This window comes from Brevibacillus reuszeri (assembly GCF_001187725.1).
In the GTDB taxonomy this organism is placed as follows: Bacteria; Bacillota; Bacilli; order Brevibacillales; family Brevibacillaceae; genus Brevibacillus; species Brevibacillus reuszeri.
Genome location: NZ_LGIQ01000020.1, coordinates 48,889 through 69,678, shown reverse-complemented (window position 1 = coordinate 69,678; position 20,790 = coordinate 48,889). Strand labels below are relative to the sequence as shown.

The window sequence follows — 20,790 nt, the reverse complement described above, 5'->3', positions numbered from 1 at the left end:
CAGCGATTCCCAAAGGTGTCAACATCATTTTGACAATTCCTTGAAAACAAAAGCGTTTTTAGAAAATGAAAAGATTGATTTATCAACGTTTTGTTATATGTCTTCAACAATCTGGAAATTTTTATGGATAAAATTTACTGGGATTATGACTTGAATTTAACGTCGTATTATGTCGAATAATATCGAGTTTGTTCGACAAATAAACCTTATTTTCCCACTTTGTCCTATTTTTGTCATTGTCTTTTCTTGTAAAATCAATCTTTTTCTGTGAAAAACGACGTGACGTTTTTCATAAAAGTGGATGTAACCGCTTGCGGTTAAACAAAACGTTCATGACCGTTTTGTTTCTGTAAAAAGGCGCAAGGAGGATGTTTACAAAACATATTGGTCGTGTACAATAGAGGATAAATGAGGCATTCCTATAATGAACGACCATGATGGGAAGAGTAAGCGGATACTCCTTATTCCAGAGAGCCGGGCTAGCTGAAAACCGGTATAAGCGAGCATGCTGAACATGGACCCTGAGTCCTGTAGATGAACGAGCGACGGCTTGACTGTTCGCAGTAGTCTACAGCGTATGCCCACGTTACGGGTCGAGTCACTTTTGACTCGCCAAGTCCATTATCCGTGAGGGAATGGAGCTTTTGGGTGGTACCGCGAGATAGAGCTCGCCCCAATTTATTTGGGGTGGGCTTTTCCTTTTTTTAAAACGTAAATAGGAGGAGATATGTTGCAATGAAACCGACTTATTACATTACCACACCGATTTATTATCCAAGCAACAAGCTGCACATTGGGAATGCCTACACCACAATTGCATGTGACGCGATGGCACGCTTCAAGCGTTTGCAGGGCTATGACGTTTACTACCTGACAGGTACAGATGAGCATGGTCAAAAACTTCAGGAGCGCGCAGCCGAGGATGGCAAGCAGCCACTCGAATTTATTGATCCGGTTGTCGATTGGATCAAGGACTTGTGGAACAAGCTCGACATTTCCTATGACGATTTTATTCGAACGACACAGCCTCGCCACAAAGACGTGGTACAAAAAGTATTCCAGCGCTTGCTCGACCAAGGAGATATTTATTTGGGCGAGTACGAAGGCTATTACTGTGTACCGGACGAGGCGTTCTGGACAGAAACACAATGTAAGACGGACAAAGGCTACATCTGCCCAGACTGCGGTCGTGAAGTGAAAAAAGTGAAGGAGAAAAACTACTTCTTCCGCATGTCCAAATATCAAGACAGACTGCTTCAGCATATTGAGGCCAATCCTGAGTTTATCCAGCCAGAGAGCCGCCGCAATGAAATGATCAACAACTTCCTCAAACCAGGGCTGCAGGATTTGTCTGTATCCCGCAGCACATTCGACTGGGGGATTAAAGTACCAAGCGATCCGGAGCATGTCATTTACGTGTGGATCGATGCTTTGACCAACTACATTTCCGCGCTTGGCTATCTGTCCGATGACGACAGCAAGTATCGCCGTTTCTGGCCTGCCAATATTCACATGGTAGGGAAGGACATTTTGCGCTTCCATACGATTTACTGGCCAATCCTGTTGATGGCTCTCGACGTTCCACTGCCAAAACAAATCTTTGGTCACGGCTGGCTCTTGATGCCAGATGGAAAAATGTCCAAATCAAAAGGGAACGTGATTGATCCGAAGCTGTTAATCGACCGTTATGGTTCTGACGGCGTTCGTTACTTCCTGCTTCGTGAAATCAATTTTGGTCAAGACGGTATCTTCACACCTGAATCGTTTGTACAACGTTTGAACTATGACCTGGCAAACGACATCGGTAACCTTTTGAGCCGTACCGCAACCATGATCGAAAAATACTTTGATGGAGTTGTTCCGGCTGCCGAGGATGCAGGAGAACCGGATGACAGCCTGATCTCTCTGGCGCAAAAAACCAAAGGTCTGGTTGAGGAGCATATGGAAGAAATGCGCTTCAGCAACGCGCTTGCTCACATCTGGGAGCTGGTGGGAAGAACGAATAAATACATCGATGAAACGATGCCGTGGAACCTTGCCAAGTCCGAGGAAACAAAAGGACGCCTGGCAACCGTAATGTATAACCTCGCAGAAAGCATTCGGATCAGCTCCGTGCTCATCCAGCCATTCATGACCAAGGCCCCTGCGAAAATTTGGGACCAATTGGGTATTTTGGGTAATGCCGAAGCGACAAGCTGGGAATCCGCAGGTGTATGGGGTGGACTGCCAGCAGGCAGCACCGTTAGTCGTAAAGAGCTGCTGTTCCCGCGTCTGGACGTTCAAGCCGAGCTGGCATTCATCGATGAATCGACAGCAGAAGCACGCCGTCAGGCAGAAGAAAACAAGAAAAAGCAGGATGCGTTGAAAGGGGAACCAGCTGTGAGCGAAACAACTGCAAACCAACCCGAAGCGACCCAAGCGGAAAAGCCAGCTGATGCAAAAGACGAGATCGGCATCGATGATTTTGGCAAAGTAGAGCTGCGTGTGGCACAGGTCGTAGAATGTGCGAAACACCCAAATGCTGATAAGCTGCTGATTCTTCAATTGGATCTCGGCTACGAAAAGCGTCAGGTTGTTTCCGGTATTGCCAAGTACTATACTCCGGAAGATATGGTGGGCAAAAAGGTTATTCTGGTTGCCAACCTCAAGCCGGTAAAACTGCGTGGAGAAATGTCCCAAGGCATGATTTTGGCAGCATCCGCAGGAGATCAGCTGACACTTGCTACCGTAGACGAAGGCATGCCAAACGGAGCAATCGTGAAGTAACAAGGGGCAGGAAAGGAAGGACCAGCTGTGTTATTTGAAACGCACGCGCATTTGAATGCAAAGGAATTTGACGAGGATCGGGAAGAAGTCATCGCCCGCGCGAGGGAAAATGGCGTCAGTACGATTGTAAACATCGGTTTTAATGCAGAGACGATCCCGACCTGCATGGAGCTGGCAGAAGCCCATGACTTTATTTATGCAGTCATTGGTTGGCACCCTCAGGACGCCAAGGACATGACGGATGAGCATCTGGAATGGATTGAGGAGCTGAGTCGTCATCCAAAAGTCGTAGGCTTGGGCGAAATGGGTCTTGATTACTATTGGGATACATCGCCGAAAGATGTTCAGGCAGAGGTGTTCCGCAAGCAGATACGCCTTGCGCGCAAGCTCGACATGCCGATCATTATTCACAATCGGGACGCCCATCAGGACGTTTTGACCATTTTGAAAGAAGAGAAGGCTGCCGATGTGGGCGGGATCATGCACTGCTTCTCGGGCAGCTGGGAAACTGCCAAGCTCGCTCTCGATATGAACTTCTACATTTCGTTCGGGGGACCGCTCACTTTCAAAAATGCCAAGCAGCCAAAAGAGGTAGCGGCCAAAGTACCGCTGGGCAAGCTGTTGATAGAAACGGATTGCCCGTATCTCACGCCACATCCGTTCCGTGGCAAGCGAAATGAGAGTGGCTACGTGCGCTATGTCTGCGAGGAGATGGCGAACATTCGTGGCCTGTCCTACGAAGAAATGGCACAAATTACTTCAGACAATGCCAAGCGTTTGTTTCGATTGAGCAAATAAATAAAAGCGGGAAATCACGACTTTCGTGGATTTCCCGCTTTTTTGTCGTTGTTCTACTCCTTTTTATCGACGCATACCATGAACAATGTGTCGAACGATTATTGTCCATCCGACATGTGCTCTCGACAGGAACCTGCTACCATTCGTCATTGGTTTTTTGATAGTCTGGTTCCATTATCGCTTCGGCCAAAGTAGGGGGAATTTGACAAAGCCGGGAAGATAACATACAATCAAATCCGACCTTAATTAGTACCGGCCACTTCCAGAATATTAGTGCAATTACATCGACCCTTACCTGGCTAGACAGGAAAAGCCAACGCGCTTTTCTAGGAAAAGGAGTGTGGGAAATGGAGTTACGCGCAATTTGGGAAAGGTATAAGAATCGGGGGCTTGTCGTTTTCGGCTGCCTTGCTCTTGTGCTGGTTCCCATGATTGGCTATTTCTCTGCCCAGGCTACCCAGCCAAAACAGGTCACTTTTTCGTTGGACGGAGAAAGCAAGACGGTAGCTACCAAAGCAAAAACCGTGGAGCAGTTCTTAACCGAGCGAAGCATTACGGTAACGGAAAAGGATTCCCTTCAACCGACACCTCAGACGAAGCTATCAGACGGAGCAATAATTACCTTACATACAACCTGGTCAATACCAGTCCAGGTTGACGGGCAGACACAAGTGATACAGACACTAAATCGCGATGTAGCTGGTGCGTTGAAGGACGGCGGCATTGCGCTTAGTGAAAAGGACCGGGTAGAACCGGCTTTGACCGCATCGTTAACCAAAGATTCTGCGATCAGCGTCAAACGCGTTGTGGAGCAGACGGTCGATGTGGATGAGAAAGTTGCTTATCAGGAAATCCGCAAGAACGATCCCTCTTTAGAAAAGGGCAAGACCCGCGTGCTACAAAGCGGGCAAGAAGGTAAGGCAATTGCACACTACAAGCTGGTCATGGAAGATGGAGTTGAGGTCTCCCGTGAGCTGGTTTCAAGAGACGTACTTGCACCAAAGAAGGACCATGTGATCGCTGTCGGAACTGCAGCCCCAGCGCTCCAAACGGATGATAAATCACAACGGGTCTTGGTCGCTTCAGCAGGTATGGTTTCTCGTGGTGGAAAAGTGTTTAGGCCGAATAAAGTACTGACAGGGGTAACCCTGACTGCATATTCACCATCAGGTGGGGGCAAACATCCGAGCTCGCCAGGCTATGGCCGCACGGCAACAGGGGTAAAAGCTAAGGCTGGTCATACAATCGCTGTAGATCCTAAGGTCATACCATATGGATGGTGGGTCTACATTGATGGAGTAGGATACCGTCGAGCAGAGGATACGGGTGGCGCTATGCGCGGTGGTAAAATTGACGTTTTTGTTGGCACAGAATCGGAGGCGGTCCAGTTTGGACGCAAGCGCAACAAAACCGTTTATATTATAGGCCCGCAGAAACCGTAGGACAGGAGCGATTTGCTCCTGTCTTTCCGTTTTTAAGCCAGTCGTGATAAGCTGAATACTAGTAAGACGGTCCAGAGCCCAAAAACGTTTCACTCTTTTTGGGCTGTGGGCTTGGTTTTTTTGGAACACTAGTACCATACGGATTTTTGTACGAAAGTGGGAGCACATGATGAAGATCAAAGAGGTCATCGTGGTAGAGGGAAGGGACGATACCGCTGCCATCAAAAGAGCGGTTAACGCGGATACGATTGAGACAGGCGGCTCTGCCATTCATACAAGAACGATTGAGAAAATCAGGCTCGCGCAGAAAAAGCGCGGTGTTATCATTTTTACGGACCCTGATTACCAAGGGGAGCGCATACGCAAAATTATTAGCCGCCAGGTGCCCGGCTGCAAGCATGCCTTCATCACGCAAGAGGACGGCACTAAAAAAGGCGATATTGGGGTGGAGAACGCCTCAGATGAAGTAATCATTCGTGCGCTGTCAGAAGTGCGTACAGAGATGGCAGAAACGGCAGGAGAGATTACAGCAGACGATATGCTCGAAAACGGACTGACATCAGGTCCTGACTCCAAGGAGCGTCGTATAAAGCTGGGAGAGGCGCTCGGCATCGGTTATGCGAATGCCAAACAGATGCTGCAACGCCTGAATGCTTTTCAGATCAATCGAGATGAATTCGAAGCGGCTATAAAAGCCATTGACAAAGAGAGGGAGTAAGCCATGACCCAAATTGCTGGCAAAGATATCGCCACACCTACACGAACCAAGGAAATTTTGGAGAAGTATGGCTTCTCTTTTAAAAAGAGTCTTGGTCAAAACTTTCTGGTCGACACCAATATTTTGCATAATATCGTTTCCGCTGCTGATCTGACCAAAGAAAAAGGCGCGATTGAAATCGGTCCTGGAATCGGAGCACTCACGGAGCAGCTGGGACGTATCGCAGGCAAGGTCATGGCGATTGAGATCGATCAGAGGCTCCTGCCCATTCTGGAGGACACACTGTCACCCTATGAAAATATCGAGGTTGTGCATGGCGATGTGCTGGAGCTGAACCTGAAGTCGCTGATAGAGGAAAAAATGACGGGCGTGGACAAGCTGAGCGTGGTAGCGAACCTGCCTTACTACGTGACGACACCAATCTTGATGAAGCTGTTAGAAGAGCGTCTCCCGCTGGAAAACATCGTTGTCATGATCCAAAAGGAGGTAGCGGAGCGGATCGCAGCCAAACCAGGTACAAAGGATTATGGCTCCCTTTCTGTAGCGGCACAATTCTATGCCGAAACAGAGGTAGCTATGATTGTTCCTGCTAGTGTCTTTATACCGCGTCCAAACGTAGATTCTGCCGTGATTCGTCTCAAGGTGAGAGAGCGTCCTCCTGTCGAGGTGGATGATCAGGACATCTTCTTCCGGGTTGTGCGTAGCTCGTTCGCGCAGCGTCGCAAAACGCTGTTGAACAACCTGATGAATGGTCTGTTTCTAAAAACGCAAAAGGATGAAGTAATACAGATGCTCGCCGATATCGGAATCGATCCGACTCGTCGAGGGGAAACACTCAGTATTGAGGAATTTTCTCGCCTTGCCAACGAAGGCTTACGGCGCGGTTTGATCGCAAAATAGTTCCAATCACTCCCCGTTTTTGGGCTAATTACGCCAAAAGTGGGGTTTTTTTGTGAATTCAGCCTTTAGAGCCGATCTTATTGACAAAAATCAACGTATTTCATGAAAAAAACCCCGTTGACAAAATATCGGCTGGGTTGCTATAATTTTTTATTTCTTTGACAAAATAAGCATGTGCTGTTACAATAGATGTAAGCGAGGTGGATGGAACAATGGCAAGAAACGCGTTACTTGACATTAAACGCAGTTTAGACGGGCATATTGGTGAGCGCATCCTGCTGAAGGCAAATGGTGGGCGCCGAAAAACCGTTGAACGAAGTGGCATCCTCGAGGAAACATACCCCTCTGTATTTGTAGTAAAGCTTGACGATGATCAACTCTTTGAGCGGGTCTCTTACAGCTATGCTGACATCTTGACGGAAACAGTAGAGTTGACGGTGTGCCGCGAAAACGAGCACATTCGCATTACATTTGTACAACAGTAGAGCCCCTTGGGTTCTACTGTTTTATTTTTCAGCGTGTTTGCGGTCTCATACCTGGTTAACTGAAAATGATCCGTACATAGGCTCTCAGGCTGGGATAACTAGGTGCCCGTTTTCATATGAAACAGCTTCTGTGGGACAAACTAACCTTGTCAACGAGAAGGGAGGCTGTTATGAGTCGCAGACGAAACAGCATGATGTCAGAGGAGTTCAAAATGGAGCTGGCCAAGGAGCTTGGCTTTTACGATAAGGTAAAAGCCGAGGGCTGGGGTGCCATCACGACGCGTGACGCTGGCAACATGGTAAAACGGGCTGTGCAAATGGCACAGGAAGCAATGGCAGCCAGAAAGCTATAACAGGCTGATAAACAGGCCTGTCACAGCTGTGTGCTTCGTACCATACGTCGAGACGCTTTTCGCATACCAAACAAACTCGTTGACAGGACCAGGGCGATTCCCTGGTCTTTTTGGGTGTACAGCATGCTCTGGGTACGGGGTATTGGGAGTAAGAGGCATGCTTGGTTCGTGCCGCTTTTTCGAATCTTTCGCCTAATGGTAGCCAGCATATTCTTTTTGGCTGATCAAGTGGCATGGAAGAGAATCCCTATGCTACAATAGGGAACTAGGAAATTGAGAAAGTGGGCAGAGGTGAACAACGTGCGTATCTCGGTCAAAGCTCCGGCCAAAATCAACTTGACTCTTGACGTGCTTGCCAAACGGCCGGACGGTTATCACGAAGTGGAAATGGTGATGACTACCGTAGACTTGGCTGATCGTGTAGATCTGACTCTACGCGAAGATGGTGAGATTACGCTGGACTGTTCTGCCAGCTTCGTACCAGATGATATTCGGAACCATGCGTATAAAGCGGCAGTCCTTATGAAAGAACGTTATCAGGTGCGCCAGGGCGTACATATGTATATCGACAAACAAATTCCGGTTGCTGCCGGTTTGGCTGGAGGAAGCAGTGATGCTGCAGCGACATTGCGCGGCCTGAATCAATTGTGGGATCTCGGTCTGACAATAGACGAGCTGGCAGTATTGGGCGCAGAGATCGGCTCAGATGTGCCATTCTGTGTCTATGGAGGAACAGCGCTAGCAAAAGGGCGGGGAGAACAGATCACGCATCTGGGGACGCCAGCTCCGTGCTGGGTCATTCTTGCCAAGCCGCCAATAGGAGTATCAACGCCAGATGTATACGGCAATTTGCGTGTGCAGGAGATCACCAACCATCCATCTACCGAGCAGATGCTTCAAGCTATTGAGGGACAAGACTTCTCCCTGATGTGTCAATCGCTTGGAAATGTGCTCGAAAATGTAACGTTATCCATGCATCCACAGGTGCGGCAAATCAAGGAGCTCATGATGGCATCGGGAGCAGATGGCGTACTGATGTCAGGCAGTGGACCGACTGTATTTGCCCTTGTGCAGAAGGAAGCTAAAGTGCATCGCATCTATAATGCCTTGCGTGGATTTGTAAAAGATGTGTACGTTGTCCGAATGTTAGGCGCCGTTGAAGGGGAAGTGCTTGCATGAACCCGTATGGAAATGATACATTAGCACCATAATATTCGGTTTTGGAGGAAGAGCCATGAAGAAATTGCGCAGAAGTGCCCGTCTGGTCGACATGACGCAGCACTTGCTTGCTCATCCCCACACACTGACTCCTCTTACTTTGTTTGCCGAACAATACGGGGCGGCGAAATCATCCATTAGTGAGGACTTGTCTATTATCAAGGAAGCGTTTGAAGTCCAAGGTGTAGGCTTGCTGAAGACGGTGGCGGGGGCGGCAGGAGGAGTAAAGTTTATTCCTCAGGTCAAAACGGACGAGGCCCTTCAGTTTGTTCGCGATCTGATTGTACATCTGGCTAATCCGGAGCGGCTTTTGCCAGGTGGGTACCTGTACATGTCGGACATTCTCGGTAACCCGTCAACGATGTCCCAGATCGGCAAAATTTTTGCAACGGCCTATGCGGAAAAGAACGTGGATGTTGTCATGACGGTGGAAACCAAAGGAATTCCACTTGCCTATGCAACAGCGATGTTCCTCAATGTACCGGTGGTCATCGTGCGCCGTGACAACAAGGTGACGGAAGGTTCAGTTGTGAGCATTAATTATGTATCAGGTTCCAGTAAGCGGATTCAAACCATGTCACTGGCGAGACGTGCCCTGGCTGAACAGTCGCGTGTCCTGATTGTGGACGACTTCATGAAAGCAGGCGGTACGCTGCGCGGCATGATCGATCTTTTGCAGGAATTCCGTGCTACCGTAGTTGGGTGTGGCGTTTTGGTGGAAACAACGGCAGACGTTTCCGAGCGTCTGGTCGATGAATATGTTTCACTTGCCAAGCTGCAGGATGTAGACATCAAGGGTAAGCAGATAGAAATTGAGCTAGGCAGCTTTTTTGAAAATAGAGGGGAGTAGATGAATGGTGGCAATCTCTTTTGTTTCAACTGACAAGGCTCCAGCAGCAATCGGTCCTTACAGCCAAGCGGCTAAGGTAGGTCCGTTCCTGTTTGCATCCGGACAAATCCCGCTGCGTGCAGATGGTACACTGGTAGAGGGCGACATCGCAACGCAGGCACATCAGGTTTTTGCAAATATCCAGGCGGTATTGGCAGAAGCAGGTGGCAGCTTGTCCAGCGTTGTGAAAGCAACCGTCTTTATTAAGGACATGAACGATTTTGGTCAATTGAACGAAGTGTACGGTCAGTATTTTGGCGACCATAAACCGGCTCGTTCTACTGTAGAGGTTGCGCGTCTGCCGCGTGACGTGAAAGTAGAAATTGAAGTCGTTGCTTATTTGGAAGCATAAGAGGCTGACTATCGTGGTCTGCTCCTTGGGGAGAGGACGCGTACTAGCGGCCGTAAAAATAGAAATCAGCCTGATGCGCATAGCCAGCATCGGGCTGTTTTTTGTACTATCGGAAAGTATAAATGTAAGGATGATAGTATAAGTGCAACTAAGGCTCCGCCAAAAGCTTGGCGTAGCTAAGTTTTCTAATGTTTTTATGACCCTGGTCTCAAGCTTGTTTCGTAAATATACTCAATGATATGAATAATTTTATATATTTTATAAAAATTTGCATAAGATTAGCAGGAATATTTACCCAGAGGGTGGAAATACTCCTAAACGCGTTTCATAGATAAAGGGAGTGAACTAGATGGAAGTTACAGACGTAAGACTTCGCCGAGTGAATACGGATGGTAGGATGAAAGCGATTGCATCCATTACAATCGACCACGAATTCGTGGTTCATGATATCCGTGTCATTGACGGGAACAATGGCATGTTTGTAGCCATGCCGAGCAAGCGCACACCGGATGGAGAATTCCGTGATATCGCGCACCCGATTTCCTCGACTACTCGAGAAAAAATTCAAGCGGCAGTATTGAATGAGTACGAACGCGTAGGTCAAGAAGAAGAAAGCACCATCGAAGCTGGTGCATAAACAAACTAAGCACCCTGTCCCTTACTGGCAGGGTGCTTCGGTGTCCGTTTACATGTAGCAATCTTTTAGATCGTTCAAGATTTTTTCCTGATCCATTCCTTCTCCGATGAAGACAGCTACCATTTTTGGACCGAAATTTTCAAATGGAAACAAATGAACCTGATTGTCTGTATGTTGAAAGGAGATAAGCTCTTGCTTGCCATGAAACTGCACGTAGCCTTTGGCTCGATAGACGTTTTTTGGCAGCGCATAGAGAAAGTCTTCAAATTTTTCCGCATGGACAGGTCCCGTGAATTGGTGGGAAAAGCTGTCAATACTGTTGTAGAGTGAAGGCTGGCTCGTTCGAAGCCCCAATGATTGTTTGAGCTTGTCCATGGGCGAGAGTCGTCCAATCGTTTTTTGAACAGGTACAGCTTTCGCGGTGTCATTGTCTTTTTTGTATTGCTTTGCCAGGCGCTCGACGGACAAAAGACGGTTTAGATCCATGTCGCTTTGGATCGTTGTATGGATCGGGGCAAGTGGGTTTAGCTCTTTTAACTTCTGCTCCACTTTCTGAAGCACATCGGCAGTAGCGAGATCCATTTTATTTAATAGGAGCAAGTCTGCGTATTTGACTTGATTGCGGATGGTCTTGACTAAAGAGCTTGTGGATGAAAAGCGTGAATTGAGCTCCAGGAAACGCGATGCGTCTACGACACTGATGATTCCGCGCAAATCGAGGCGATCGTACAATTCTGGATGTGTCAGTGCATCGACCACTTCAATCGGGTCTGCGACACCAGTCGTTTCGATAAGAATACGGTCCGGCCCAAGTGATTGAAGAATGTCCTTAAGCCCCTCGGTCAATTCTCCCTGGATAGAGCAGCAAATGCAGCCATCCAACAATTTTTTTACGGGGAAACCAAAACCTTGCAGCTGTTCGCCATCAATATCTTCTTCTCCCATTTCGTTCATCAAAACCACAACCTTGTCATCCTGTTGCTGCAGATGAGTAAGCAGTTTTTGCAAAAGTGTGGTTTTTCCGCTTCCCAAATATCCGGTCAGCAAGTAAACGTGAGCACTCATGTATTCCTACCTCCTCTAAAAAACCCCTTTCGCCCATCAATATATCACACTTTTATCAGAAAATTAAATGTTGTACGTTATATGGCTAACTTTCAGGAAAGATCAGGGAAACAGTCAGAATCCTGCATCCAGTGTCTTGAAATCCACATATGATTAAGATATAGTCATTGTGGAACTTCTACGATGGAGGGTTGACATGTCTAAGATCCATGCCGTGGTTCTGGCAGCTGGTCAGGGTACACGGATGAAATCGAAGCTGTACAAGGTTTTGCACCCTGTGTGCGGTAAGCCAATGGTCCAGCATGTAGTGGATACGCTTGGCAACATGCAGGTTGAGGAAATCGTTGTCGTCGTAGGTCATGGTGCTGACGCAGTCCGCGCCAAACTAGGCGAGGACATCACTTATGCACTGCAAGAAGAACAGTTGGGAACGGCACATGCCGTTTCGAAGGCAGCGCCGTTTTTACAAGATAAAGAAGGCACTACGTTTCTTTTGTACGGAGATGTCCCTCTCTTGTCTGCTCAGACGTTGTCTGATTTGCTGCGCTATCACGAGGAACAGCAAGCGGCAGCGACTGTTTTGACAGCCGTGCTTCCTGATCCTACTGGTTATGGGCGCATCGTGCGCAATGAGTCGGGCGAAGTATTGCGAATCGTGGAACATAAGGACGCCTCCGATGAGGAAAGGGCGGTCCGCGAGATTAATACCGGAATATATTGTTATGACAACCGAAAATTATGGAAAGCCTTGGCGGAAGTGAAAAATGACAACGTGCAAGGTGAATACTATGTAACAGACTGCGTCGCCATTTTACGCGATGCTGGTGAAAAAGTCGTCGCATTCGAAGCGAAGGACCCAGATGAAACGATGGGTGTCAACGATCGCGTGCAGCTGTCTGAAGCCGAGACGTACATGCGTAAGCGTATTGCGACAACGCATATGCGCAATGGTGTGACGATTATTGATCCTTCCTCTACGTACATCGAGGCGGATGTGATCATCGGATCGGATACCGTAATCGAGCCAGGTACACACTTGCGCGGACGGACAACCATTGGTACTGATTGCGTCATCGGTCCACAAGTCGATTTGACCAATGTCGAAATGGCTGATGGTGTTTCCATTACGTACTCTGTCATGGTTGATGCAAGTGTCGATGCAGAAACGGCGATTGGTCCATACGCCTACATTCGTCCGGGAACACAGATCGGACGCAAAGCCAAGGTCGGCGATTTCGTAGAATTGAAAAATGCAAAAATTGGTGACGGAAGCAAGGTCCCTCATCTTAGCTACGTAGGTGACGCGGAAATTGGTGACGGAGTCAATATTGGCTGCGGAACCATTACTGTCAATTACGATGGTGCCGTCAAGCATAAAACCATTGTGCAGGATGGGGCATTCATTGGTTGCAATACCAATTTGGTTGCTCCGGTTACAGTGGGACAAAATGCATACGTTGCTGCAGGCTCGACAATCAATCAGGATGTACCAGATAATGCGCTTGCGATTGCACGTGAGCGTCAGGTAAATAAATTAGACTACGCTAGCAAAATGCCTCGCAAGGGCAAAAAGCAATCATAACGGGAGGTTCTAAGAGAAGATCATGGCTAACTACCGCGACCCAAAACTGAAGGTATTTACGTGCAACGCAAACCCAGAACTGGCAAAAGAAATCGCTGAACACATTGGTGTACCGCTCGGAAACGCACAAGCAGTGCGCTTTAGTGACGGCGAATGCCAAATCAAATTGAATGAAAGCGTTCGCGGTTGTGACGTATTTGTTATTCAGCCAACGTCTGCTCCCGTTAATGAACACCTGATGGAGCTTTTGGTAATGGTGGACGCACTCAAACGCGCTTCTGCAAAAAGCATCAACGTGGTGATTCCTTACTACGGCTATGCTCGTCAAGATCGCAAAGCACGCGCACGTGATCCGATCACTGCCAAGCTGGTTGCTAATTTGATCGAAACTGCAGGGGCACAACGTGTCATCACAATGGACCTGCATGCTACACAAATCCAAGGGTTTTTCGACATCCCTGTGGATCACCTGCTGGGAGTACCAATCTTGGGTAAACACTTCTCTGAAAAAGGCCTCTCGGACATCGTGGTTGTATCTCCTGACCATGGTGGGGTTACTCGTGCCCGCAAATTGGCTGAGCGTCTGGAAGCGCCAATTGCCATTATCGACAAACGTCGTCCTGAGCCAAACGTAGCTGAGGTTATGAATATCGTAGGGAACATTGAAGGCAAGACAGCAATCATCATTGACGATATCATCGATACAGCTGGAACCATCACACTCGCTGCGAGTGCACTGGTTGAAGCTGGTGCTCGTGAAGTATACGCATGCTGCACACATCCAGTTCTGTCTGGACCAGCTATCGAGCGCATCGCCAACTCGAAGATTCGCGAGCTGATCGTAACCAACTCGATCCCGCTGACAGAAGATAAACTGATTGATAAAATTACGGTTCTGTCCGTTGCGCCAATCATCGGTGAAGCGATTATTCGCGTACACGAAGAGCTGTCTGTAAGCAAGCTATTTGATTAATCAAGCCATCCCCTTTTAGGGGATTGAAATAAACCTCCGATGGACAAGCTAGTGAGGAAACTTTTACTAGCGGTCTGAAGGAGGTTTTTTTGTGGAAGCGATACAGGCACAATCGCGCGCTCTAGGCACGGGCAACACCATTAAGGCATTGCGGAGAAATGGGTGGGTACCTGCTATTGTTTACGGCAGCGATATGGGCAATCAGACCATCCAGGTCTTGGGCAAGGATTTGGATGCTGCTCTTCGCCATCAGGCGACGAACAAACCTTTTCGATTAACCGTAGATGGCAGCTCGCATGATGTGATGGTGTACGAGCTGCAGCGTCACCCGTTAATGGGAAATATCCTACATGCCGACTTTAAAAAGATCAACATGAATGAAAAGATTCACACGACGGTTCCGGTCCTCATGACAGGAGATCCGGAGCTGGGAGTCGCAACGCTCGTTCGACATAGCGTAGAGGTCAGCTGCCTGCCAGGAAACATTCCTGAGACGTTTACGGTAGACGTGGATGGCTTCCATATCGGCGATGTGGTGTTGGTCAGTGATTTGCAGATTCCTCCAGGGGTAGAGCTGGGGTTAGATATGACAGAGGTACTGATCAGTGTATTGCCGGTTAAAGCGAAGTCGGAGGAGTCGATTGAAGCACAGCATGCTGCTGCTGAGGTTGCTGAACAGGCAGCATCGGAAACCGAGCAAGCAAAAAAAGTGTAGCCAATGACGAAGAAGGGCTCAGGGTGATTCATCTGAGCCTTTTTCTTTTGTTCGCGAGGCCATTCTAGTACAATGAGGGGAGATTAGGAGGGAGCAAGAAGTGAAAGTGATCATCGGATTGGGCAACCCTGGCAAAAAATATGAAGATACGAGACATAATGCTGGATTTATGGCCATAGATAAGATTAGCGAGAAATGGGGAATCCCTGTTACGCAGAACAAGTTCCGCGCGCTTGTAGGCGAGGGAAGACTGGAAGCGGAAAAGGTGCTTCTGGTTAAGCCGCAGACGTACATGAACTTATCCGGCGAATCCGTCGCGGAAATTCTGAAATTTTACAAGCTAATCCCGGATGAACTGGTCGTCATCTTTGATGATCTTGATTTGCCAACAGGGCAGCTCCGCTTGCGTGAAAAAGGCAGTGCTGGAGGACATAACGGCATCAAGTCCATGATCGCGCACTTGGGTACGCAGGATTTCAAGCGGATCAAGGTAGGGATCAGTCGCCCTGAGCCAGGCAGAAGTGTCAGTGATTATGTGCTTCAAGCCTTTCCTGCTGCCGAGAGAGCCGATATAACCGAGGCAGTTACTCTTGCAGCAGATGCGGCCGCCATGTGGACAAGGGAGCCATTTGTTAAAGTGATGAATCACTATAACAGCTTGAAAAAGTAATCTGCATGAAATTCTCCATATCCTAAGGGACACGTGTGCCTCTAGTATGATTTGCTATCGAAGAGACCATACTAATCGATATGAATAGTATGGGGGTGGCATATACATGAGCATACGATATACGTGCCGTTGTTGCGGTATGAAGATCGCCGAATTTGATGAAGCACAAGTGACAGAAGCGCAGCTCGGGTTTGATTCCTTGACCCCAGAGGAACGTGCTCTTATAATATCGAGAGAACAGAGTGGAGATACGGTTGTCAGCATCACATGCGATTATTGTCGTGAAGCGCTGAATCAAAATCCAGAGCTCTCGCTAGTTGGAAGCCCGCTTCAATAAGTGGATACACATTTTGGAAGGCTTGCACTGACAAGGTCTTAGCTTGGGGAGCTAAGGCTTCTTTTCGCATGGTCGACCCATTCGGTTATCTTAGCGAATCGTCTCTAGATAAACTTTCTGAAATGCATAACAACTTTTAAGCTACACGCAAACACCTTGCCATGAATAGTCCTGGTCGAGGTTTTTACCCGAGAAGAATGAGAGAGGGGATTAGTGAATGCAAGTCATCATTAACCCGATGAAACAGGACACAAATATCGGGACGATCGTGGCTGGTCTGGAAAAGGGACTACACGAACAACTCGTCTCCGGTTTGGCAGGATCAGCCAGACAGACGCTTATGGCGGCAGTAAAACAGATGACTGATCGCCCTGTTTGCGTTGTGACCCATAACATGTACCAGGCGCAAAAAGTATACGAAGATTTGATCGAGCTGGTTGACCCCGATCAAGTATTGCTCTACCCAGGCAACGAGCTGATCGGCTCAGAGCTTGCTGTGGCCAGTCCTGAAATGCTGGCCCAAAGAATTCATGTATTCAACCGTTTGGCCCAGGGCTTTACGGGTTTTTTGGTTGCGCCGTTCGCAGGATTGCGCCGATTAGTCGTTCCCCCGCATGTTTGGCGAGAATCGCAAATCAAGCTTGCTGTCGGTGAAGAGCTGGACATCGAAGCCTTTTTGCTTCGCTGTATTGAGCTTGGCTACGAGCGCGTCGATATGGTGGAGAGAAAAGGAGAACTGAGTGTTCGAGGTGGCATCATTGACCTTTATCCGATCGACTCTGAATGGCCAGTGCGTATCGAGCTGTTTGATGTGGAAGTGGACTCGATCCGTACCTTTGACATGCTTTCACAGCGGTCTCTGGAGTCCGTTCAGACGTATGTGATCGGCCCTGCAAAGGAAATGTTTGCTTCCACGCCATTGCTTCAAGAATCCGCTGTGCGCTTAGAGCAGAAGCTTGGTGAAACCGTTGCCAAGCTAAAGGATGGCGGAGCCAAGGAAAAAGTTGTCGAGCGTATCGGCACAGATGTAGAGAGAATGAGCCAGGGTCAGCGCTTTCCGCAGCTTTATTCCTACATCTCCGTGATTTATCCGACAGAGGATACACTTTTGTCTTACATGCCAGCAGAAACCCTGCTTATTATTGACGAGCCTTCTCGCGTCTTGGATACATCCGCCCAGTTGCAAAAGGAAGAAGCGGAGTGGCTCACAGGCAGAATTATTCAGGGTGAGTACATGGCCAATCTCAGCCTGTCCCGTACGTACGAAGATATCGTGATGACCAAAAAGCGGCAAATTGTTTACTTGTCCTTGTTCCTGAGGCAGTCCCCGAAGACCCAGCCGCAAAATATCGTCAATCTGACCTGTCGTACGATGCAAAATTTCCACGGGCAAATGAATGTGCTGAAAACGGAGCTGGCGCGCTGGAAGAAATCGCAGGATCAAATCGTTTTTGTAGCAGCCGATATGGAGCGTGCCAGAAGACTGGAGCGCGTCCTGCATGATTATGAGATGGAAGCAGATGTCCTTGGTGACGCCGTAGAAATGGTGCCGCCTGGTCGTCCTACGATCATTTTGGGCAACCTGCAAACAGGCTTTGAGCTTCCGCTAAACAAGCTGATCGTCATCACCGAAGGAGAGGTATTTACAGCGAAGCAGCGCAAGGCGCGCAAAGTTCAGCAAACGATGAACAACGCCGAGCGGATCAAAAACTACCTGGAATTAAAGCCGGGCGATTATGTCGTGCACGTCAATCACGGAATTGGAAAATACCTTGGAATTGAAACCAAGGAAATACTCGGAATTCATAAAGATTATCTTCATATTCAATACGCTGCGGGCGATAGCCTGTTTGTTCCGATTGACCAGATCGACCATGTTCAGAAGTACGTGGCGAGCGAAGAAGCTACTCCCAAAATCTACAGCTTGGGCGGCAGTGAGTGGAAGCGTGTCAAAAACAAGGTACAATCCTCGGTCAAAGACATTGCGGAGGATTTGATCAAGCTGTATGCTGTGCGGGAAGCGGCTGTCGGTCATTCCTTTTCTACGGACACGACAGAACAGCGTGAGTTTGAGTCAATGTTCCCGTACCAGGAAACGCCGGATCAGCTGCGCGCGATTGCAGAGGTCAAGTCCGACATGGAACGAAAGCGTCCGATGGATCGTCTAGTATGTGGGGACGTAGGCTACGGAAAAACAGAGGTAGCGATTCGTGCAGCCTTTAAGGCAGTCATGGATGGCAAGCAGGTAGCCGTTCTTGTGCCGACGACGATTTTGGCTCAGCAGCATTACGAAACATTCCGCGAGCGGTTCTCTGAATATCCGATTCGCGTTGAGGTTTTGAGTCGTTTCCGTTCACGCAAAGAACAGAATGCTTCCCTGAAGGGACTGAAGGAAGGTACAGTCGATGTCGTTATCGGTACGCATCGCTTGCTCTCCAAAGACCTGCAATTCCGCGAGCTGGGTCTGCTCATCGTGGATGAGGAGCAGCGCTTCGGTGTAAGCCACAAGGAAAAACTGAAGCAGATCAAAACGAATGTCGATGTCATGACGCTGACAGCAACGCCAATTCCACGGACCTTGCATATGTCTATGCTGGGCGTTCGTGACTTGTCCGTCATCGAAACTCCTCCAGAAAATCGTTTCCCGGTGCAAACTTATGTTATGGATTACAGTCCGGCATTGGTGCGTGAAGCGATTGAACGGGAGCTCGCCCGTGATGGTCAAGTATTCTTCCTGTACAATCAGGTCCAGGGAATCGAGCAGATGGCAGAGCAAATTTCCATGCTGGTTCCTGATGCCCGCATCGCGGTAGCGCACGGACAGATGAATGAGAGCGAGCTGGAAGGGGTCATTCTCGACTTTTTAGAAGGCAACTTTGACGTGCTCGTGAGCACGACGATTATTGAGACAGGTGTGGACATCCCGAATGTAAACACGCTGATCATCTACAATGCAGATAAAATGGGCTTGTCCCAGCTGTATCAGCTGCGTGGACGTGTCGGTCGATCCAATCGGATCGCGTACGCCTACTTTACGTATCAGCGCGACAAGGTCCTGACGGAGGTAGCAGAGAAACGCCTCCAAGCCATCAAGGAATTTACCGAGCTCGGTTCCGGGTTCAAGATCGCGATGCGTGACTTGTCGATTCGTGGAGCGGGTAATTTGCTTGGGGCAGAGCAGCACGGGTTTATCAACACAGTCGGATTTGATTTGTACAGTCAGATGCTAAAGGATGCAATTGACGAGCTGAAAGGCGAAGTCAAACAAGAGAGCGTCACCCCTGTGGAAATTAATCTGCAGCTGGATGCGTACATTCCGTCGCTGTACATTACGGATAGTCGACAAAAAATTGAAATGTACAAAAAGTTTGTGGCAGTCGCAACGCTCGAGGATGTGGATGATCTGGCAGAAGAGCTGCTCGACCGCTTCGGTCCTGTACCAAAGCCGGTTGATAATCTCCTGACGATTTCCAGATTGCGTGTATATGCCCTGGAGCACCACATTACGGAAATCAGTCAAAAGAACCCGGACGAGATCAAGCTGCTGCTGCATCCTAGCCAAAACAACAACATTGATGGAGGAGCCTTGTTCGCTCTTGCCAGTAGTTGGAGCAGAAGAGTAGGCCTGTCGGGTGGACAACAGATCACGATTGCTGTTAAAGTAAAAGGGTTAAGAGAAGATGAAGGCGTGCAGCTGGTTGAAAAGCTGCTGCGTCAATTCCATCAGGTGCGTCGAGACACTGGTACGAAAGAGCCCTATGTCCTAGACAAATGATTGGGCCTGCCAGGAAGGGAGAACCTTAATTATGAAACGTTCTGTAGCCATTTTATCTTCGGCTGTATTGGTCGTGGCTCTCATGACCGGATGCGGTAAAGCAGAAGAAAATGCGCAGTCTAACCAACCACCAGCGAATCAGACAGAAGGTCAAAATGGTAACCAGGCAGCTGATGCCAATGACCCGTTGACTCAATTTCCCAAACTGACTCTGCCGTTTACAGTCGATCCTAAGGCAGTAATTGTGGAGTATCAGGGAGGTACTGTAACAGGTCAGGAGTTCGAGGAATTTTTGCGTGTCATCAATTTCATGAACCCGCAACAAGGCGGCATGATTGAGATTGCCGATAACGATGCGCTGAAAGCTTTTGCACGTGAGTTCACAGCAACAAAGATTCTGGCTTCCCGCGCTGATGCTGCGATCCAAAAGGAATCCAAGGATTTGGCTGAGAAAACCTTTGAAAAAATCAAAGGCCAGTATATGGGCTTTCTGGGCAAAGACGAAGCGAAGTTTACCAAGCTGATTGAAGGCCAAGGAGTAACCAAGGACAAGGTTGTCAACCAAATGGCGCTCATTAACGACTCGATCAATGTGCTGAAAAAGGACATTAACGACGAGAAACTGAAGCCAATTTATGACAGTATGGACAAAGCGTCCCGTACGACTGCTTCTGTTCGTCATATCCTGATCTCTACAGAAAAACGTACGCCAGAGGAAGCATTAAAGCTGGCTAACGATCTGGAAGCTCGCCTGAAAAAAGGGGAGGACTTCGCAACGCTTGCGAAGGAATTTACGGATGATCCAGGCAGCAAGGAAAACGGCGGCCTGTATGCAAATGCTGATGTAACTGGGTGGGTGCCTGAGTTTAAAGAGGCATCCCTGAACCAAAAGGTTGGAGAAGTGGGACCACCGGTCAAAACGGATTATGGTTACCACATTATTAAAGTAGAAGAACGCAAAGAAAAAACGTTTGACGAAATGAAGGACCAGCTCCGTGCAAGTGCACTGGAAAAAGGCTATGACGAATTTGGTAAAAACGAGCTGGACAAGCTCATCACCAAGTACAACGTACCTGAGGCTAAACAACCAGCAGCTAAATAAATGCGTTCATAAA

Annotated in this window: 19 protein-coding genes and 1 other annotated feature; of the genes, 18 read left to right on the top strand and 1 reads right to left on the bottom strand. The window is 48.4% G+C overall.

Annotated elements, in window-relative coordinates; translation table 11 throughout:
* The first annotated feature begins 425 nt into the window (after positions 1-425).
* Positions 426-679, top strand: a binding site (T-box leader).
* Positions 680-735: 56 nt separating this feature from the next.
* From metG to spoVG, 11 genes are all read left to right on the top strand, one after another.
* Entirely contained in the window at positions 736-2,766 is a 2,031-nt protein-coding gene (gene metG, locus ADS79_RS33755) for a methionine--tRNA ligase (protein WP_049742868.1), read from the top strand.
* A 27-nt stretch (positions 2,767-2,793) separates the two neighbouring features.
* Positions 2,794-3,564, top strand: coding sequence for a TatD family hydrolase (locus ADS79_RS33750; RefSeq protein WP_049742867.1), 771 nt, complete (start codon positions 2,794-2,796; stop codon positions 3,562-3,564).
* Between the two features lie 347 nt (positions 3,565-3,911).
* A complete protein-coding gene (locus ADS79_RS33745) occupies positions 3,912-5,006 on the top strand; it encodes a 3D domain-containing protein (protein ID WP_049742866.1) in 1,095 nt (364 codons plus the stop codon).
* Positions 5,007-5,175: 169 nt separating this feature from the next.
* Positions 5,176-5,724 carry a ribonuclease M5 gene (rnmV, locus tag ADS79_RS33740; RefSeq protein WP_049742914.1) on the top strand — a complete coding sequence of 183 codons (549 nt, stop codon included), beginning with the start codon at positions 5,176-5,178 and terminating at the stop codon, positions 5,722-5,724.
* Between the two features lie 3 nt (positions 5,725-5,727).
* Positions 5,728-6,624 carry a 16S rRNA (adenine(1518)-N(6)/adenine(1519)-N(6))-dimethyltransferase RsmA gene (gene rsmA / locus ADS79_RS33735; RefSeq protein ID WP_049742865.1) on the top strand — a complete coding sequence of 299 codons (897 nt, stop codon included), beginning with the start codon at positions 5,728-5,730 and terminating at the stop codon, positions 6,622-6,624.
* Between the two features lie 212 nt (positions 6,625-6,836).
* Positions 6,837-7,109: a biofilm formation stimulator Veg gene (gene veg / locus ADS79_RS33730; protein ID WP_005830485.1), complete on the top strand. Its 273-nt coding sequence runs from the start codon at positions 6,837-6,839 to the stop codon at positions 7,107-7,109.
* A 170-nt stretch (positions 7,110-7,279) separates the two neighbouring features.
* Positions 7,280-7,462, top strand: a complete 183-nt coding sequence (locus tag ADS79_RS33725) for a small, acid-soluble spore protein, alpha/beta type (RefSeq protein WP_049742864.1) — start codon at positions 7,280-7,282, stop codon at positions 7,460-7,462.
* Positions 7,463-7,762: 300 nt separating this feature from the next.
* On the top strand, positions 7,763-8,641 hold the full coding sequence (gene ispE / locus ADS79_RS33720) for a 4-(cytidine 5'-diphospho)-2-C-methyl-D-erythritol kinase (protein WP_049742913.1): 879 nt from the start codon (positions 7,763-7,765) through the stop codon (positions 8,639-8,641).
* A gap of 55 nt (positions 8,642-8,696) precedes the next feature.
* Entirely contained in the window at positions 8,697-9,530 is an 834-nt protein-coding gene (gene purR, locus ADS79_RS33715) for a pur operon repressor (protein WP_049742863.1), read from the top strand.
* Between the two features lie 7 nt (positions 9,531-9,537).
* Positions 9,538-9,921, top strand: coding sequence for a RidA family protein (locus tag ADS79_RS33710; RefSeq protein WP_049742912.1), 384 nt, complete (start codon positions 9,538-9,540; stop codon positions 9,919-9,921).
* A 349-nt stretch (positions 9,922-10,270) separates the two neighbouring features.
* A complete protein-coding gene (spoVG, locus tag ADS79_RS33705) occupies positions 10,271-10,558 on the top strand; it encodes a septation regulator SpoVG (RefSeq protein ID WP_049742862.1) in 288 nt (95 codons plus the stop codon).
* Between the two features lie 48 nt (positions 10,559-10,606).
* Here spoVG and ADS79_RS33700 read toward each other — a convergent pair whose 3' ends face one another.
* Positions 10,607-11,623, bottom strand: coding sequence for a CobW family GTP-binding protein (locus ADS79_RS33700; protein WP_049742861.1), 1,017 nt, complete (start codon positions 11,621-11,623; stop codon positions 10,607-10,609).
* Between the two features lie 196 nt (positions 11,624-11,819).
* Here ADS79_RS33700 and glmU point away from each other — a divergent pair, with 196 nt between their 5' ends.
* The 7 genes from glmU (at position 11,820) to ADS79_RS33665 (ending at position 20,777) form a co-directional block, all read left to right on the top strand.
* A complete protein-coding gene (gene glmU / locus ADS79_RS33695) occupies positions 11,820-13,205 on the top strand; it encodes a bifunctional UDP-N-acetylglucosamine diphosphorylase/glucosamine-1-phosphate N-acetyltransferase GlmU (protein ID WP_049742860.1) in 1,386 nt (461 codons plus the stop codon).
* A 22-nt stretch (positions 13,206-13,227) separates the two neighbouring features.
* Positions 13,228-14,178: a ribose-phosphate diphosphokinase gene (locus ADS79_RS33690; protein WP_049742859.1), complete on the top strand. Its 951-nt coding sequence runs from the start codon at positions 13,228-13,230 to the stop codon at positions 14,176-14,178.
* Positions 14,179-14,269: 91 nt separating this feature from the next.
* Positions 14,270-14,893 carry a 50S ribosomal protein L25 gene (locus ADS79_RS33685; RefSeq protein WP_049742858.1) on the top strand — a complete coding sequence of 208 codons (624 nt, stop codon included), beginning with the start codon at positions 14,270-14,272 and terminating at the stop codon, positions 14,891-14,893.
* 100 nt (positions 14,894-14,993) lie between these two features.
* On the top strand, positions 14,994-15,563 hold the full coding sequence (pth, locus tag ADS79_RS33680) for an aminoacyl-tRNA hydrolase (protein WP_049742857.1): 570 nt from the start codon (positions 14,994-14,996) through the stop codon (positions 15,561-15,563).
* Positions 15,564-15,669: 106 nt separating this feature from the next.
* Positions 15,670-15,900: an anti-sigma-F factor Fin gene (locus ADS79_RS33675; protein WP_049742856.1), complete on the top strand. Its 231-nt coding sequence runs from the start codon at positions 15,670-15,672 to the stop codon at positions 15,898-15,900.
* 217 nt (positions 15,901-16,117) lie between these two features.
* Entirely contained in the window at positions 16,118-19,675 is a 3,558-nt protein-coding gene (gene mfd / locus ADS79_RS33670; protein WP_049742855.1) for a transcription-repair coupling factor, read from the top strand.
* 31 nt (positions 19,676-19,706) lie between these two features.
* Positions 19,707-20,777, top strand: coding sequence for a peptidylprolyl isomerase (locus ADS79_RS33665; RefSeq protein WP_049742854.1), 1,071 nt, complete (start codon positions 19,707-19,709; stop codon positions 20,775-20,777).
* The last annotated feature ends 13 nt before the right edge of the window (positions 20,778-20,790 follow it).

What these genes read in the sequence shown, in the direction of transcription:
- metG (WP_049742868.1), top strand. Translation starts at nt 736, where the DNA reads ATGAAACCGACTTATTACATTACCACACCGATTTATTATCCAAGCAAC.
- ADS79_RS33745 (WP_049742866.1), top strand. Translation starts at nt 3,912, where the DNA reads ATGGAGTTACGCGCAATTTGGGAAAGGTATAAGAATCGGGGGCTTGTC.
- rnmV (WP_049742914.1), top strand. Translation starts at nt 5,176, where the DNA reads ATGAAGATCAAAGAGGTCATCGTGGTAGAGGGAAGGGACGATACCGCT.
- rsmA (WP_049742865.1), top strand. Translation starts at nt 5,728, where the DNA reads ATGACCCAAATTGCTGGCAAAGATATCGCCACACCTACACGAACCAAG.
- veg (WP_005830485.1), top strand. Translation starts at nt 6,837, where the DNA reads ATGGCAAGAAACGCGTTACTTGACATTAAACGCAGTTTAGACGGGCAT.
- ADS79_RS33725 (WP_049742864.1), top strand. Translation starts at nt 7,280, where the DNA reads ATGAGTCGCAGACGAAACAGCATGATGTCAGAGGAGTTCAAAATGGAG.
- purR (WP_049742863.1), top strand. Translation starts at nt 8,697, where the DNA reads ATGAAGAAATTGCGCAGAAGTGCCCGTCTGGTCGACATGACGCAGCAC.
- spoVG (WP_049742862.1), top strand. Translation starts at nt 10,271, where the DNA reads ATGGAAGTTACAGACGTAAGACTTCGCCGAGTGAATACGGATGGTAGG.
- ADS79_RS33700 (WP_049742861.1), bottom strand. Translation starts at nt 11,623, where the DNA reads ATGAGTGCTCACGTTTACTTGCTGACCGGATATTTGGGAAGCGGAAAA.
- glmU (WP_049742860.1), top strand. Translation starts at nt 11,820, where the DNA reads ATGTCTAAGATCCATGCCGTGGTTCTGGCAGCTGGTCAGGGTACACGG.
- ADS79_RS33690 (WP_049742859.1), top strand. Translation starts at nt 13,228, where the DNA reads ATGGCTAACTACCGCGACCCAAAACTGAAGGTATTTACGTGCAACGCA.
- ADS79_RS33675 (WP_049742856.1), top strand. Translation starts at nt 15,670, where the DNA reads ATGAGCATACGATATACGTGCCGTTGTTGCGGTATGAAGATCGCCGAA.
- mfd (WP_049742855.1), top strand. Translation starts at nt 16,118, where the DNA reads ATGCAAGTCATCATTAACCCGATGAAACAGGACACAAATATCGGGACG.
- ADS79_RS33665 (WP_049742854.1), top strand. Translation starts at nt 19,707, where the DNA reads ATGAAACGTTCTGTAGCCATTTTATCTTCGGCTGTATTGGTCGTGGCT.